This window comes from Paraburkholderia sp. SOS3 (assembly GCF_001922345.1).
Lineage (GTDB): Bacteria > Pseudomonadota > Gammaproteobacteria > Burkholderiales > Burkholderiaceae > Paraburkholderia.
This window is the reverse complement of the sequence record NZ_CP018812.1, coordinates 571,112-585,722: the sequence shown is the minus strand read 5'-3', so window position 1 is coordinate 585,722 and position 14,611 is coordinate 571,112. Positions and strand designations below refer to the sequence as shown.

The 14,611-nt window shown below is 62.7% G+C and carries 8 protein-coding genes; 5 read left to right on the top strand and 3 right to left on the bottom strand.

The genetic code is table 11. The annotated features are described in order from the left end of the window. The first annotated feature begins 399 nt into the window (after nt 1-399). Nucleotides 400-1,494 (top strand): TIGR03118 family protein, encoded by a 1,095-nt coding sequence (locus BTO02_RS22585; protein ID WP_075159468.1) that lies wholly within the window; start codon nt 400-402, stop codon nt 1,492-1,494. Between the two features lie 163 nt (nt 1,495-1,657). Beyond that, on the top strand, nt 1,658-2,134 hold the full coding sequence (locus BTO02_RS22580) for an OsmC family protein (protein WP_075159467.1): 477 nt from the start codon (nt 1,658-1,660) through the stop codon (nt 2,132-2,134). A gap of 4 nt (nt 2,135-2,138) precedes the next feature. On the opposite strand, the gene BTO02_RS22575 is transcribed toward BTO02_RS22580, so the two are convergent. Continuing rightward, the gene (locus tag BTO02_RS22575) at nt 2,139-3,665 is read right to left on the bottom strand and encodes an esterase-like activity of phytase family protein (protein ID WP_075159466.1); all 1,527 of its coding nucleotides are present in this window, start codon (nt 3,663-3,665) and stop codon (nt 2,139-2,141) included. A gap of 233 nt (nt 3,666-3,898) precedes the next feature. Then, nucleotides 3,899-4,399, bottom strand: coding sequence for an Lrp/AsnC family transcriptional regulator (locus tag BTO02_RS22570; RefSeq protein WP_075159465.1), 501 nt, complete (start codon nt 4,397-4,399; stop codon nt 3,899-3,901). Between the two features lie 155 nt (nt 4,400-4,554). On the opposite strand from BTO02_RS22570, the gene BTO02_RS22565 reads away from it, so the two are divergent. The 3 genes from BTO02_RS22565 (at nt 4,555) to BTO02_RS22555 (ending at nt 9,026) form a co-directional block, all read left to right on the top strand. Continuing rightward, nucleotides 4,555-5,571 (top strand): 1-aminocyclopropane-1-carboxylate deaminase, encoded by a 1,017-nt coding sequence (locus tag BTO02_RS22565; RefSeq protein ID WP_075159464.1) that lies wholly within the window; start codon nt 4,555-4,557, stop codon nt 5,569-5,571. A gap of 406 nt (nt 5,572-5,977) precedes the next feature. After that, on the top strand, nt 5,978-7,384 hold the full coding sequence (gene fumC, locus BTO02_RS22560) for a class II fumarate hydratase (RefSeq protein WP_075161275.1): 1,407 nt from the start codon (nt 5,978-5,980) through the stop codon (nt 7,382-7,384). Between the two features lie 10 nt (nt 7,385-7,394). Continuing rightward, on the top strand, nt 7,395-9,026 hold the full coding sequence (locus BTO02_RS22555) for an NAD-dependent malic enzyme (protein ID WP_075159463.1): 1,632 nt from the start codon (nt 7,395-7,397) through the stop codon (nt 9,024-9,026). Nucleotides 9,027-9,062: 36 nt separating this feature from the next. On the opposite strand, the gene BTO02_RS22550 is transcribed toward BTO02_RS22555, so the two are convergent. Beyond that, complete coding sequence (locus BTO02_RS22550) at nt 9,063-14,582, bottom strand: trifunctional serine/threonine-protein kinase/ATP-binding protein/sensor histidine kinase (RefSeq protein WP_075159462.1); 5,520 nt, start codon at nt 14,580-14,582, stop codon at nt 9,063-9,065. Nucleotides 14,583-14,611 lie beyond the last annotated feature (29 nt).

Sequence of the window (14,611 nt, the reverse complement as noted above, 5' to 3'; positions counted from 1 at the left end):
ATTCTCATGGCGAATCCGTATCGGATTGTGTGTACCTTTTTGCCATCTCCCGCGACGTCTTTCGATACATCGCTTCGCTCCGTCGCGCAAGCGAACCTCGCATCGCCCAGATCCCGTATTTCCTCACCATTCAATGCCGTCCATCAGCGTGCGCCCATCTGTTTTGGCCTTAAAAGCCTTTCATTCATTCAACAACTTCAAGTCCACGCGTTCAATTCGTTTCCCAGGAATAAAGCTTCTTTTGATGCTGTTTTGTGTGTGCTGCGCATTGCATAGGCTTGCTATGCAATGCGCAGCGATGGTGCCGCCCCCTCGTATCGGTGCACATGATCAGGCATGCGTGTCATTGCGCCGTGAAAAGCCCTTTCGTTCCCAGAACAACCTTAACAGGAGCTCCCCATGATGACTCGCAAAACCCTTCTCGCTCTCGCGCTCGCAGCATCGGTCGCTGTCGTCGTCGCCGCATGTGGCGGCGACGACAATTCGCCGCCGCCCGCGCAAACTTTCAACGAAACGCTGCTCGATTCCGATGGCAGCGTCGTCGCGACCAAGGCAGACCCAGACCTGCAGAACGGCTGGGGGGTCGCCTTCAACCCCACGGCGACGATGTGGGTCTCCGATAACAACACTCAAAAATCTTCACTGTTCGACGGCAACGGCAACATCCAGTCGCTCGTCGTCTCGATTCCGGACGGCACGAACGGCCCGGCCAGTCCGACGGGCATCATCTTCAACCCGACGACCGACTTCATGATCAGCGCCAACGGCGGCGCGCTCAATAAGGCGGTGTTCATCTGGGCGACGTTCGCGGGCACGATCGCCGCGTGGTCGCCCAATGTGCTGCCGACTGAAGCCGTGACCGCGTTCGACGACGGCGCGGGCGGCGCGAACTATAAAGGGATCACGATGGTGAACGTGAACGGCGAGAACCGGCTTTACGCGACGGACTTCCATGGCGCGAAGGTCGATATGTTCGACGCGCAGTTCCACAAGATCCAGCCCGCCGGCCAGTTCGTCGACCCCAACATGCCGGCTGGCTTCGCGCCGTTCGGCATCCAGCACCTCGGCAATAGCGTGTTCGTCACCTACGCGCAACAGAACGCGGCGAAGGCGGCTCAGGTCACGGGCGACGGTCTTGGCGTGCTTGACGAATTCGATCTGAGCGGCAACTTCGTCCGCCGTATCGTCAGCAACGGCGGCGTGCTCAATGCGCCGTGGGGCATGGTGCTCGCGCCGTCGAACTTCGGCCCGCTGTCGAACATGATGCTGGTCGGCAACTTCGGCTCGGGATTCATCGAAGTGTTCAATCCGACGACCGGCCAGGATATGGGCAAGCTCATGCTCGGCAATGGTCAGCCGTTCGTACAATCGGGCTTGTGGGGCATGAGCTTCGGCAACAATGTCGATAATCAGCCGAGCAATACGCTGTTCTTTGCCGCGGGTCCGAGTAAGACAACGGGCGTATTCGGCCGCATCGACGTGTCGAACCCGTAACTGTCGTTCCACGATGCTGCCGCGTTCACGCTCGATTCAATACATCAACTCGTGAATGAGTCGTTCGCGCGCAGCATCGCATGTGGACTTCTGTTCGCTCCTGGCGCCGCCCGCACGCGCATAATGGCGCTTTCGCACCCGCGAACTCAAGGAGACCGCTGTCATGGCGCACGGCGAGCATACCTACGACGTCACGGTGGAATGGATCGGCAATAAGGGATCCGGCACATCGGGCTATCGCGACTACAGCCGCGATCACACGATTCGCTCGGGCAGCAAACCCGACATTCCGGGTTCGTCGGATCCCGCCTTCCTCGGCGACGCGGCGCGCTGGAGTCCCGAAGACCTCGTCGTCGCCGCGGCCTCGGCGTGCCACAAACTCTGGTATCTGCATTTGTGCGCCGAAGCGGGCATTACGGTGCTCGCTTATGTCGACGATGCGCACGGAACGATGCTCGATAGTCCGCAACGCGGAAGCTTCACGGAAATCGTTCTGCGCCCGCGCGTGACGATACGTGAGGGCGACGATCGCTCGCGCGCCGAACATCTGCATCATGCCGCACACGAGAAATGCTACGTGGCGAACTCGGTCAATTTCCCGATTCTGTGCGAGCCGTCGATCGAGTTCGCGTCGACCTGACTGGTCAGTGCGAGCCGTCGTGGTCGTGGTTGTGGCCGTGGCCGTGATCATGACCGTCGTCGTCATCGTTGCCGTCGGTCACGAAGCTGCACATGTTGTTGTGCCCATGCCGGTTCGAGTCGTCGAAATGGCCGCGTCCCGCAAGCTGCTGCGGCACATAGTCGGGCAGATCGCTCTTATCGAGCGCAAACACGAAGAACTGGTTCGGGTTCGGCTCGCCGTCCGGATGCAGGCTATCCGTCACGGTACCGAGAAAGTCGTTGTCGTTCGCAATCAGGAACGTGTGCTTGTGCTCGCCATGCACGGTGATATCCGGACCGAACGTCAGGCTCTCGAGCTTCGCGGGAATTTCCGTTGCAGCGAAGCCGTGCTTCGTCAGCACGTCGACCACATCGAGAAACAGCGTCTTTTGCAGCGCGAGCGCCTTGAGGCCATCCTCGCCGCTTGCCTGGCTGACGTCCTGCGCGCCGTTCAGATCGACGCGAAACACCTTCTTGAATACCGCCGCGGAATCGTCGCCGAGACCGTGGCCGTCGCGTTCGTCCATCAGCAGCACGTGATCGTTCACGGCGACGACATCGCTGATGGTCGGGAATTTCGGCTTCTTGTCGGTGCCGATGTTCGTCAGCGGATACGCATATTGCTGCGTTTTGCCGGTGCGCAAATCGATTTTCAGAATGCGCGTGAATCCGCCATCGGTGCCGCCGTCCTGTAACAGCGGGCTTTGCATCGCGCCAAACAGCGTCTTGCCGTCCGGCGAGATCGCGAGTCCCTCCATGCCCTTGTTCGCCACGCGGCCCGACGTGTTGTCCGCGATCTCCGTGTCGCCGACCGGGCTCAACGTCGATACGGCAAACGTATCCGGCACCTTGATCACGTCGATGCGGCGCCCCGTTCTGCGATCGAACCGATAGATGTACGGACCGTACTCGTCTGAAATGAAGATGCTCTGCCCGTCGTTCGCGACGCGGATGCTTTCCGGGTCGAGCCGCGCATCGAGCGGATCCGTCGACAGATGGGTCGGATCGAAGTTGTCCGAGCGGCCCGTGAAGTAGTTCGTGTGATCGGTCTTGTTGAGCTTCGGTGCGCCGTTCGGCACGTTTTCTGCCGCGCCGTTGCCGTACACGAGGTGATCCGACGTATGGAGCAGCGTGGTGTCGATCAGCTTCGGCGTCGCGACGAACGGCAGGCTGGAACCTGCCGGCGCATGCGAGAGCGTGAGGTTTATCGTCTGAAAGCGATTGATGTACGACGCGGTGTCGTCGATCGCCGGGTTGAACGGTATCGCGTTGGGGCCGCGGTCGGGCACGGCGATGAACGTATTGCAGCCGGCAAAGCTCATGGCGGAACCGATACCACCCAACAGATTTCCCGGCGCGCCGTTTTCGAGCGGCGCCGAGGTTTCGCGCGAGAGGTCGCCGATAGTGCCGCCAAGTTGCCCTGTCGCGATCAGATCGACGCCGGCGTGCGCCGTCGATGCCGCAAACAATGAAGCGATAAGCGTCAACGCCAACGGGCTGAATTTCGACATCGAGTATCTCCTTCGAGGTGCATTGCCAGAAGATGCGGCACCGCGCGCGCAGCGCCGCGAGAATGGAAGACCTTTGCGGATTGCCGACGAAATACTCGGTAATTTTCGTGTCACGCAGGTGACATTGCAGCCCGGAAACGCGCGCATGGCGTGCGTTTCGGGATGGACCGGCGTGTTTCTTCGTCGATCGGGACGGGCATTCGTCCCGATCGACGAACGGCGAGGACAGGCGGCTAAACCGGGAACGAAGTGGTCGAGAGGATTTCGCGCAAAGCGATGAACGAACGTATCTGCCGCACGCCCGGCAGATAGAGCAGCTTCTGTGCGTGCAGCTTGTTGAAACTGTCGTTGTCGCGTGTGCGGATCAGCATGAAATAGTCGAATTCACCGGTTACGACGTGGCATTCCATGCAGCCCGGTACTTTTTGCGCAAGGCGCTCGAATTCTTCGAATGACTCCGGCGTCGACCGGTCGAGTACGACGCCGATCACGACCAGCATGCCGGCATCGAGCCGCTTGGGGTCGAGCAGCGCGACCGTCGAACGGATATAGCCAGCGTTCTTCAGGCGTTCGACACGGCGCAGGCAGGCGGGCGCGCTCAGATTCACCCTGGCGGCGAGCGCGACATTCGAGATCGATGCATCGCGCTGCAGCTGCCGCAGAATCGCGCGGTCGACGCGGTCGATGGCCATGCTTTCCGGTTCGCTTGCCGCGCGCGTTGAAGGTCTTTTCATTGCGTAGAACCGCCCGAATACGAAATTTGATTAAACAGAACTGCCGTAGTGTGTTTCAAAACTACGCATTGGCGATTATTTTTGCAAGCTCATTTTCGAGGCGATTTCATAGCATGTAGACCTTCATCCCTGAAAGAACGAAGGAGCCCGGCATCATGAACCTGCGACATTTTCCGCGTTACCCGCTGACCTTTGGCCCGACGCCCATCGTTCCGCTGAAACGGCTCAGCGCGCATCTGGGCGGCAAGGTCGAGCTCTATGCGAAGCGCGAAGACTGCAACAGCGGCCTCGCCTTCGGCGGCAACAAGACGCGCAAGCTCGAGTACCTGATTCCCGAGGCGCTGGAACAGGGCTGCGACACGCTCGTGTCGATTGGCGGCATCCAGTCGAACCAGACGCGCCAGGTCGCGGCGGTCGCCGCGCATCTGGGCCTCAAATGCGTGCTCGTGCAGGAGAACTGGGTCGACTATTCGGATGCGGTGTATGACCGCGTGGGCAACATCCAGATGTCGCGCATCATGGGCGCGGACGTGCGGCTCGTCGCGGACGGATTCGATATCGGCATTCGCAAGAGTTGGGAAGACGCGATGGAAAGCGTGCGCGCAGCGGGCGGCAAACCGTTTCCGATCCCGGCCGGCTGCTCCGAGCACCCGCTTGGCGGGCTCGGGTTCGTCGGCTTCGCGGAGGAGGTGCGTCAGCAGGAGCAGGCGCTTGGTTTCAGATTCGACTACGTCGTGGTCTGCTCGGTGACGGGCAGCACGCAAGCGGGCATGGTGGTCGGCTTCGCGGCCGATGGCCGCGCGCGCAAGGTGATCGGTATCGATGCATCGGCGACACCTGAAAAAACGCACGCGCAAATCACGCGCATCGCGAGGCATACGGCGGAGATCGTCGGACTCGAACAGCGCCTTGACGAAAGCGACGTGATTCTCGACACGCGATTCGCCGGGCCCGCATACGGGCTGCCGAACGAAGGAACGCTCGAAGCGATTCGCCTGTGCGCGCGAATGGAAGGCATGCTCACCGATCCCGTCTATGAAGGCAAATCGATGGACGGGATGATCCAGATGGTGCGCAACAACGAATTCCCCGCCGGTTCGAAGGTGCTGTACGCGCATCTTGGCGGCGTGCCCGCGTTAAACGCCTATAGCTTTCTGTTCCGCAACGGGTGAGCAGCAAATACCGATCTCTTCATATTCTCAAGGCCGGCTGACAAGGCGCATTCGACAAAACACGGGCGCAAACCGAGCGCAAAAGCAGACGTCAAAGCCGGCCTCATATTCCCGTTTTCCAGGACCTGACCGAACGCTGTCCATCGCACGTTCGCCGCATAAACCAACGTATTCCCCGCGCATACACCGTTCGTCCGGACCGGGACGTTTGTATAGCTATCCTGCCGTTATCGCGTGCGCTATCGTCAACGCTGTTCCCGGCATTCGCACGCGCCGGCACAACTCACCGCAGCCGATCCTTCCGCGTCCCGCGCTGCGCAGGTCCGCGCATACTCGCGCGTACTCAACGGTCACTTCATCCAGTCTTCACACCTTGCAGCTGGTTTTCATCGAAAGGAGCAAAGCGATGAGTAACGTCCGCACGGAATCCGACAGCATGGGAGAAGTTGCGGTCCCCGCCGACAAGCTCTGGGGCGCGCAAACGCAGCGCTCGCTCGAGCACTTTCGCATCGGCCACGATCTGATTCCGCGAGAAATGATCACCGCCTACGCGACGCTCAAGAAAGCGGCTGCCAATGCGAATCTCGCCGGCAAGCGTCTCGACCCCGCGGCGCACAAACTGATCACCCAGGCATGCGACGAAATTCTCGCGGGCCAGCATCACGACATGTTTCCGCTGCATGTCTGGATGACCGGCAGCGGCACACAGTTCAATATGAACGTCAACGAGGTGATCTCGAATCGCTGCTGTCAGCTTGCGGGGACGCCGCTCGCGAGCAAGCATCCTGTGCATCCGAACGATCATGTGAATATGTCGCAGTCGTCGAACGACTCGTTTCCGTCGGCGATGTACATTGCGGCCGCCGTCAATACGACACAGCGGCTGATTCCCGCCGTCCGTGAACTGCTCGACGCGATCGGCGCCAAGGCCGCCGAATGGATGGACATCGTGAAGATCGGCCGCACGCATATGCAGGACGCGACGCCGCTTACGCTCGGGCAGGAATGGTCCGGCTATGCCGGCATGCTCGAAGATAACCTCGTGCGACTCGACGCCGCTTTGCATGGCGTCTACCGTCTTGCGCTCGGCGGCACCGCGGTCGGCACCGGGATCAATGCGGCGCCCGGTTTTGCGGAGGCGGCCGCCGCGGAAATCGCGAAGCTCACGCAATTGCCGTTCGTCAGCGCCCCGAACAAATTTACCGTGCAAGGCGCGCACGACGCGCTGATACACCTGTCCGGCGCATTCCGAACGCTTGCTGCGTCGCTCTACAAGATCGCCAACGACATCCGCCTGCTGTCGTGCGGCCCGCGCGCGGGCTTCGCCGAACTGCTGATTCCGGAAAACGAGCCGGGCTCGTCGATCATGCCGGGCAAAGTCAATCCGACCCAGGCCGAAGCCTTGACGATGATCGCCGTGCAAGTCATGGCGAACGATGTCGCGGTCGGTTTCGGCGGCGCCGGCGGCTACCTCGAGATGAACGTCTACAAGCCGCTCATGATCTCCAATATCGCGCAGTCGATCACGCTGCTTACCGACGGATGCACGAATTTCCGGCGCTTTCTCGTCGAAGGCACGCGGCCGAATGTGAAGAAGATCGACGAATATGTCGAACGGTCGTTGATGCTCGTCACAGCGCTCGCGCCCGTGATCGGCTATGACAAGGCATCGAAGATCGCGCACCACGCGATGGAGCACGATCAGACGCTCAAGCAGGCCGCGCTCGAACTCGGCTTCGTCAGCGAAGAAGAATTCGATCGCGTGGTCGATGCCCGCAAGATGGTCAAGCCGTATGTCGCCACTGAACAGTGAGGAGCCTTCGATGAACCCGCAAAGCACGCTTACCGGTTTCGAGCTTCTACGCTCGCCGCATCTGAACAAGGGCATGGCATTCACCGAAGCCGAGCGGCGTGCCTATCACCTCGAAGGGCTATTGCCGCCGTGCGTCCGCACGCTGGAACTGCAGGTCGCACGCGTGCATTCGGAACTGGCGCACCTCGATAGCGACCTGCAGAAGTACCTGTATCTCTCAGACCTGCAATTGCGCAACGAAACAGCGTTCTACGCGACGATCATGTCGGACCCGTCGCGCTTCATGCCGATCGTCTACACGCCGACCGTCGGTGAGGCGTGCCAGAAGTTCGATCACGTCTATCGTGGCGCACGCGGCATGTTTCTGCCAATCTCCGCGCGTGGCCGCGTGAAGGAGCTATTGCAGAACTGGCCTGAAGACGACGTGCGCTTTATCGTCGTGACCGACGGCGAGCGCATTCTCGGCCTCGGCGATCTCGGTGTAGGCGGCATGGGCATTCCGATGGGCAAGCTCGCGCTTTACACCGCTTGTGCAGGCGTGCCGCCGCAGTTCTGCATGCCGGTCGTGCTCGACGTCGGCACCAACAACCATGAACTGCTCGAAGATCCGCTCTATCTGGGCCTGCGCCACGAGCGCGTGCGCGGCGACGCCTACTACGCATTCGTCAATGAATTCGTCGAAGCCGTCGAAGCACTGTTTCCGAAATGCTGCATCCAGTGGGAAGACTTCGCGAACTTCAACGCGGTACCGCTGCTCAGTCGCTACAAGGACAAGCTCTGCACGTACAACGACGATATCCAGGGCACGGCCGCCGTCGCATTGGCGGGCATTTTCGGCGCACTGCGAATTTCCGGCCAGAAGCTCGCCGAGCAGCGCTTTCTGTTCCTCGGCGGCGGCTCGGCGGCAACCGGCATCGCCGAATTGATCAGCGAAGCGATGACGCTGGAAGGGCTCACGATCGATCAGGCGCGCGCGCGCCATGCATTGTTCGACGTACACGGGCTGATCGAAAAATCGCGCAGCGATCTGGCGGACTTCCAGAAGCCGTTCGCCGTCGACCATGCGCCGCTCGACTCGTTCGTCGACGCGGTCAAGGCATTGAAGCCCACGGGCATTATCGGCGTGAGCACGATGCCGAAGCTTTTCAACCAGCAGGTGATCGAAGCGATGGCCGAAATCAACGAGCGGCCGATCATCTTTCCGTACTCGAACCCGACCTCGCGCTCCGAATGCACCGCCGAAGAAGCGTACGGCTGGTCGAACGGCAAAGCGATCTTCGCAAGCGGCAGCCCGTTTGCGCCGGTCACGCTGCACGACGGCCGCACGTTCGTGCCGGGGCAAGGCAACAACGTCTACATTTTTCCGGCAATGGGCATGGCCGTGTATGCGACGGAAGCGAAGCGCGTCACAGAGGAGATGTTCATCGTCGCGGCAAGGGCCGTTGCCGAACAGGTCACCGACGACAGCCTCGACACGGGGCTCATCTATCCGCCGCAAGCGAAAATTCTCGACGCGTCCTTGCACGTGGCTGCACGCGTCGCGGAACATATCTTCGATAAAGACCTCGCACGCGTGCCGCGCCCCGATGACATCGAAGCCTATATCAGGGAACGCGCGTACAAACCGGTGTATCCGACGTAAAGCGAAGCACGCTGACGCGCCGCCACGCGCGGCGAGTCAGCCCGCCTTATCGACCGGCAACGTGAACCGGAACACCGCGCCACGCGGCTCGTTCGCGCTAGCCGACAGCGTGCCCCCATGCACCTCGATAATCGACCGGCAGATCGCGAGGCCCATTCCCATGCCGCTCGCCTTCGTCGAATAGAACGTCTCGAACAGGCGGTCGACACGCGCCGGATCGAGCCCTTGCCCCGAATCGCGCACTTCGACATGAATCGAGCCCGTGCTTGCGCTCGCGCTGTTCGCGTCGCGCACGTGCCGCGTGCAGATCGACAGATGGCGCACGCCGTCGGCCATGCCGCTCATCGACTCGATTGCATTGACGATCAGATTGAGCAACACCTGCTGTAATTGCACGCGGTCGCCGAAAATTGCCGGCAAGCCAGGCGCGAGTTCGATGCGTACATATACGTCGTTCTTCAGGGTCTCGGCGCGCACGAGTTCGAGCACGTCGCGAATCGCATCGTTGATGCTCAGGCGGTCTTTCTGCGGCGGCGCCTTCTTGATCAGCGCGCGGATGCGGCCGATCACGTCGGCCGCGCGATGGCCCTCCTTGACGATGCGCTGGGTCGCCTCGCGCACCTCCGTGAGGTTCGGCGGTTGCCGGTTGAGCCAGCGCAGCGCGGCTTCCGCATTCGCAACGGTCGCGGCAATCGGCTGGTTCACCTCATGCGCGATCGACGCGGTCAGTTGCCCGATCGTCGCGACGCGGTTCACATGGGCGAGCTCCGTCTGCATGATTCGCAGGGCTTCTTCGGCGCGCTTGGTTTCGGTCAGATCGAGCACGAACGAGACGCCCTGGTTGCGCGTTTCGTCGAATGTCGTCGACCCGACGAGCACCGGCACGCGCGTGCCGTCCTTGCGGAAGTACTCTTTTTCGTAGGGCTGCACGCTGCCGGTCGTTTTCAGCTCGGGCGTCCACTTGCTGTCGTGATGCCTGTGCCATTCGGGCGGCGTCAGTTCGTTCCAGCGCAAGCGGCCCGCGGCGAGGTCTTCGCGGTCGTAGCCGACGATGCGCAGGAACGCATCGTTCGCCGCGTGGATCGGCCCGTCGAGTTCCCAGAACGAAACGCCGATGATGTTCGCGTCGACGATGCGCCGGATCCTCGCTTCGCGCTCGGCGAGATCGCGATAAAGGCGCGTATTTTCGAGCGCGATCGCGGCCTGCGACGCAACGAGGCGCAGCACGGCGATACGCGTCGGCGTGAACACGCGCGCGGCGAGGTGGTTCTCGAGATACAGCATGCCGGCCGTTTTGCTCTGGTTGACGAGCGGCACGCACAGCATCGAGCGCGCCGCGCGCCGGCGAACGTACGGATCAGCGGCAAATGCCGGATCGGCCGCTGCGTCGTCGAGAATCAACGCTTCCTGCGTGCGCAGCACCTTCTGCACGATCGCTTCAGGCAATGCATCGGCATTGAGAGGCTCGTCGCATCGCTCGACCGTGATCGCGTCCCCACCGGTGACCGCTTCCGCCGCGATCCGCTGCTCGCCGCGATCGAGCAGGATCAGAACGCCCCGCACCGCGCCCGCATGCTCGATCGCGGTCCGCATCAACGTGTCGATCAGCTTGTCGAGCACGATCTCGCCCGATACCGCCTGCGACACGCGCAGCACGGTCGCGAGATCGAGATGTTCGACCGGTGCGCGAATCGTGCTGATCGGTCCCGGTATCGATGTATCGGCGGCAAGGTGCGGATAGCGCTGGTCGAGTTGCCGAACCTTGCCGTCGGCGCCCCAAACCAGATAACAGCGCCGCGCGTTCCGTAAATATGCTTCGGCCACCGAGGGCAGGCCGCGCGCGTGGCAGAACCGTGCCGCGCGTTCGTACGCCAGCGCTTCGTTGTGGATAAACCCGCCCTCGCGGGCGAGCCGGATCGCCTGTTCGTAGAGCTGCAACGCCTCCATATCGCGGCCATCGACGCGCGCCATTTCGGCGCCCACCAGCGCAACGCGATCGGCGAACGTCGCCGGGCAATTCGATGCCCACACGGCAAGCTGCTCGTAGTGTCCGGCGATGGCTTCGCGAAGCCGGCTACGTTCGATGGATGTCACCGCGTCGCAATGCGCCGCGCGTGCAAGTGCGCCATAAAAATGAAATTCGGCGCATTCGAACTGCGTCGGTGTGGTCCACAGGAACGGCAGCGCTTTCGCCACCGCGGCGATCGCGCCCGCGTCGTCGCCGAAATAGACGCCCGCATGCAATTTTCGAATCCAGTAGTACGAGGCCGCAATCGCCAATTGCGGCGTATCGTTCAGACGCTGCTCGAAACTGCGTGCATCGAACCCTGCGTCGAACTCTGCCGCTTCCGACGCTGCCACGCCGCGCAACGTCCGCGTCAGCAGCAGTTGCCCGATCAGGACGTCGTTGATCAGGCCAAAGCGCATCTTGCGCGCGAATTCGAGCCCGAGCAGCGCTTCGCGCTCGATGTCGGCCAGCGCATCGCCGGCGGCGATCCGGTTCGTGCTGATGTCGGCGCACGCATAGCATGCGTACGACAGGTCGCCCGCCTCGAGCGCAGCTTCGAATGCGCGCCGCAGAAGCGCTCGCGAGACCGGCAGCGGCTCCATCCAGTGCGAAATATGCACGGCGAACACGAGGTACACGCGCGCCCTGAAGCGATCGAGTCCGCGCGTCTCGACGAGTTCGAGCCCGAGGCGGCCGTAGCGATAGGCTGCTTCGTATTCGCCGAGATACGAGCCGAGCACGCCACCGATCCATGTGTATGCGAGCGACGAACCGTCGCTATTACCGTGCTCGAGACTCAGCACGGCCATCTCGCTGACGACGAGTCGAAACAGATTCGGATCGCTGAACAAGGCCGGCGATGTCAGAACGGTCAGCACATCCATCGTCGCCGAGCGCTCCGGGTCTTTCATCAGCGGCAGGTCGAGCAGTAAATCGCTCGGGCTTGCCTGCAGCCGGTGCCACAGACGTCGATAGGTGTCGAACACGACATCGGCCGCCGGATGCGGCGACCAGTCGCCGCCCACCTTGCGCAGATACGCGAGGCCCACTTCGACCGCTCCATCGCTCTGATCGAGGGTGGTATAGAGATTGATGCGCACGCACGTCACGGCGGCGAGGTCGATCGTCGTCTGCGTACGCGTCGACAGCATCGCGAGGTGCGAGTCCGCAGCCGTCATTTCGCCGATCAGGTATTCGCATTCGGCGGCGCACAGTTCAAGGTTAAACGTGAGCCGATAGCACTGTTCCCATTCGTTTTGCGCCAGCAGCGCGCGGCCGGCACGGCAATAGCGCAGCGCCGCTTCGTACGCGCTGGCTGCTTTCGCGCGCCTCGTCGCCAGCAGGTTCAGCTGCGCAACCTGCTCGCGCTCGTCCTGAGTGACGATCTGTGCGGCGCCGAGATCGAACTGGTTCACGATTTCGAAGATGTTGTCTTCGAGTTCGTCCGCAGGCGTCACCGCCGCGAGCGCGCGGCCGATCCGGAGATGCGCGCCGGCGCGCTCGTGCTCGGGAATCAGCACGTAAGCGGCCTCGTGGATGCGGTCGTGCAGGAACGTATACGTGCCGTTCGTACGCAGCACGAGGCCCGCGAGCACTGCGCCCCATAGCGCGGCATGCGTCGTTTCCTCGGCCGCGCCGTAGACGACGGCAAGCGTGTGGGCTCGCACCACGTTGCCGAGGCACGCGAGCTGGCCGAGCGCCTGCTGCGTGTCGCGCGGTAGGCGGCCGAGCTTGGCCGCCATCAGGTCCGCGACGTTGTCGGTAAATCCCATCATGCGAATGCGCGGCAGGTCCCATGTCCACGCGCCCGCTTCGCGATCGAAGGCGAGCAGCGCCTGTTCGGCGAGCGCGAGCAGAAACTGGATCGTGAAGAACGGATTGCCGCCGGTCTTCTCGAACACGAGCTCGGCCAATGGCTGCACATGTGCCGCGTCGCCACGCAGCGCATCGGCAAGCAGCCGGCCGACGTCGTCGAGACCGAGCGGCGCGAGCACGATCTCGCTGGCCCGTCCGCCGCCGCCGTTGTCGCGCAGCCGCGTCAACGTGCGCGCGAGCGGATGGGCGGCACCGACTTCGTTGTCGCGGTACGCGCCGACCAGCAGCAGATGCCGCACGTCCGGATGCGTGATCAGATGTTCGATGAGATCGAGCGTGGCCGCGTCGAGCCATTGCAGGTCGTCGACGAACAGCGTCAGCGGATGATCGGCGCTCGCGAATACACTGAGGAATCGCCGGAACACCATCTGGAAGCGCGCTTGCTGGTCCTGCGGCGGCACGTCGGGCAGCGGCGGCGGCTCGCCGGTCACGAGCGCGAGCTGCGGCACGAGCTTCACCATGAGCTGGCCATTCGGGCCGAGCGCGTCCTGCAGCGCAGCGCGCCAGTGCGCCAACTCTTCGTCGCTCTTGCCGAGGATCTGCGAAACGAGACACTGGAACGCCTGCGCGAGCGTCGCATACGGGACGTTGCGCTTGTACTGGTCGTATTTGCCCCATGCATATAGACCTCGCGGCGGCACAAGCGCCTTATGCAGTTCGCTGACCACCGAAGACTTGCCGACGCCCGAATACCCGGACACGAGCACGAGGCGCGGCATGCCGTCCGCGACGACGCGCTCGAACGCATCGAGCAAGGTCGCGATTTCGCGTTCCCTGCCGTATAGCTTTTCGGGGATCAGCAGCCGGTCGGGAATGTCGCGCTCGCCGGGCGCAAATGGGTCGATCCTGCCCTGCGCCTGCCAGGCGGCAAGCGCGCGGCGCAAATCGTGCTCGAGGCCCGCCGCCGACTGATAGCGCTCTTCGACGGTCTTCGCGAGCAGCTTCATCACGATGCGCGACAGCTGCGGCGGCACGTGCTCGACCCGCTCGTCCGGCGCGACCGGCTTGCGTGCGATATGGCAATGCACCCACTCCATCGGTTCGGATGCCGTGAACGGCAGCACGCCCGTCTGCATCTGATAGAACGTGACGCCGAGCGAATACAGGTCGCTGCGCGCATCGATCGAGCGGTTCATGCGGCCGGTCTGCTCGGGCGCCATGTACGCGAGCGTGCCGGCGATGGTCTCGGGCGGCGCGGGCGACTGCCGCTCGCGCGGCAGCAAGGTCGCGAGGCCAAAACCGGTCAGCCGCACCGTGCCCGCGGTTTCGTCGACGAGAATGTGCGCGGGCTTCAGGTCTTTGTGCACGAGGCCGCTCTGATGCAATTCGCCGACCGCCGCAGCCATGCGGATCGCGAGCTGCAGGAAGCGTTCGGTGCCGAACGGCTCGCCGAGCAGACGTTCGAGCGGCGCGCCGCCCGGATCCTCGCAGATCAGCACCGTCTGATCGCCTTGCCGCACGAGTTCGAGCGGCCGTACCGCCCATGCGCTGTGCAGCTGGTCTTTCAGGCCGTATTCGTGCGAGACGCGATCGACGCTGGCAGCCGTCGGCGGTTCGCCGGCGGGCCGCACGGTGAGCACGGATGTCTGCGTGCCGTCGGGATTGGTGCGCGTCGTTCGGCAAAACGCGCGTTCGCCGTCGTTCGCCAGGACTTCGAAGCTGCTGTCCGCCACTGCAACGACCCCATCGTTCAGGTTCGACT

Coding starts and splice junctions, on each gene's coding strand:
- BTO02_RS22585 (WP_075159468.1), top strand. CDS start 400: ATGATGACTCGCAAAACCCTTCTCGCTCTCGCGCTCGCAGCATCGGTC.
- BTO02_RS22580 (WP_075159467.1), top strand. CDS start 1,658: ATGGCGCACGGCGAGCATACCTACGACGTCACGGTGGAATGGATCGGC.
- BTO02_RS22575 (WP_075159466.1), bottom strand. CDS start 3,665: ATGTCGAAATTCAGCCCGTTGGCGTTGACGCTTATCGCTTCATTGTTT.
- BTO02_RS22570 (WP_075159465.1), bottom strand. CDS start 4,399: ATGAAAAGACCTTCAACGCGCGCGGCAAGCGAACCGGAAAGCATGGCC.
- BTO02_RS22565 (WP_075159464.1), top strand. CDS start 4,555: ATGAACCTGCGACATTTTCCGCGTTACCCGCTGACCTTTGGCCCGACG.
- fumC (WP_075161275.1), top strand. CDS start 5,978: ATGAGTAACGTCCGCACGGAATCCGACAGCATGGGAGAAGTTGCGGTC.
- BTO02_RS22555 (WP_075159463.1), top strand. CDS start 7,395: ATGAACCCGCAAAGCACGCTTACCGGTTTCGAGCTTCTACGCTCGCCG.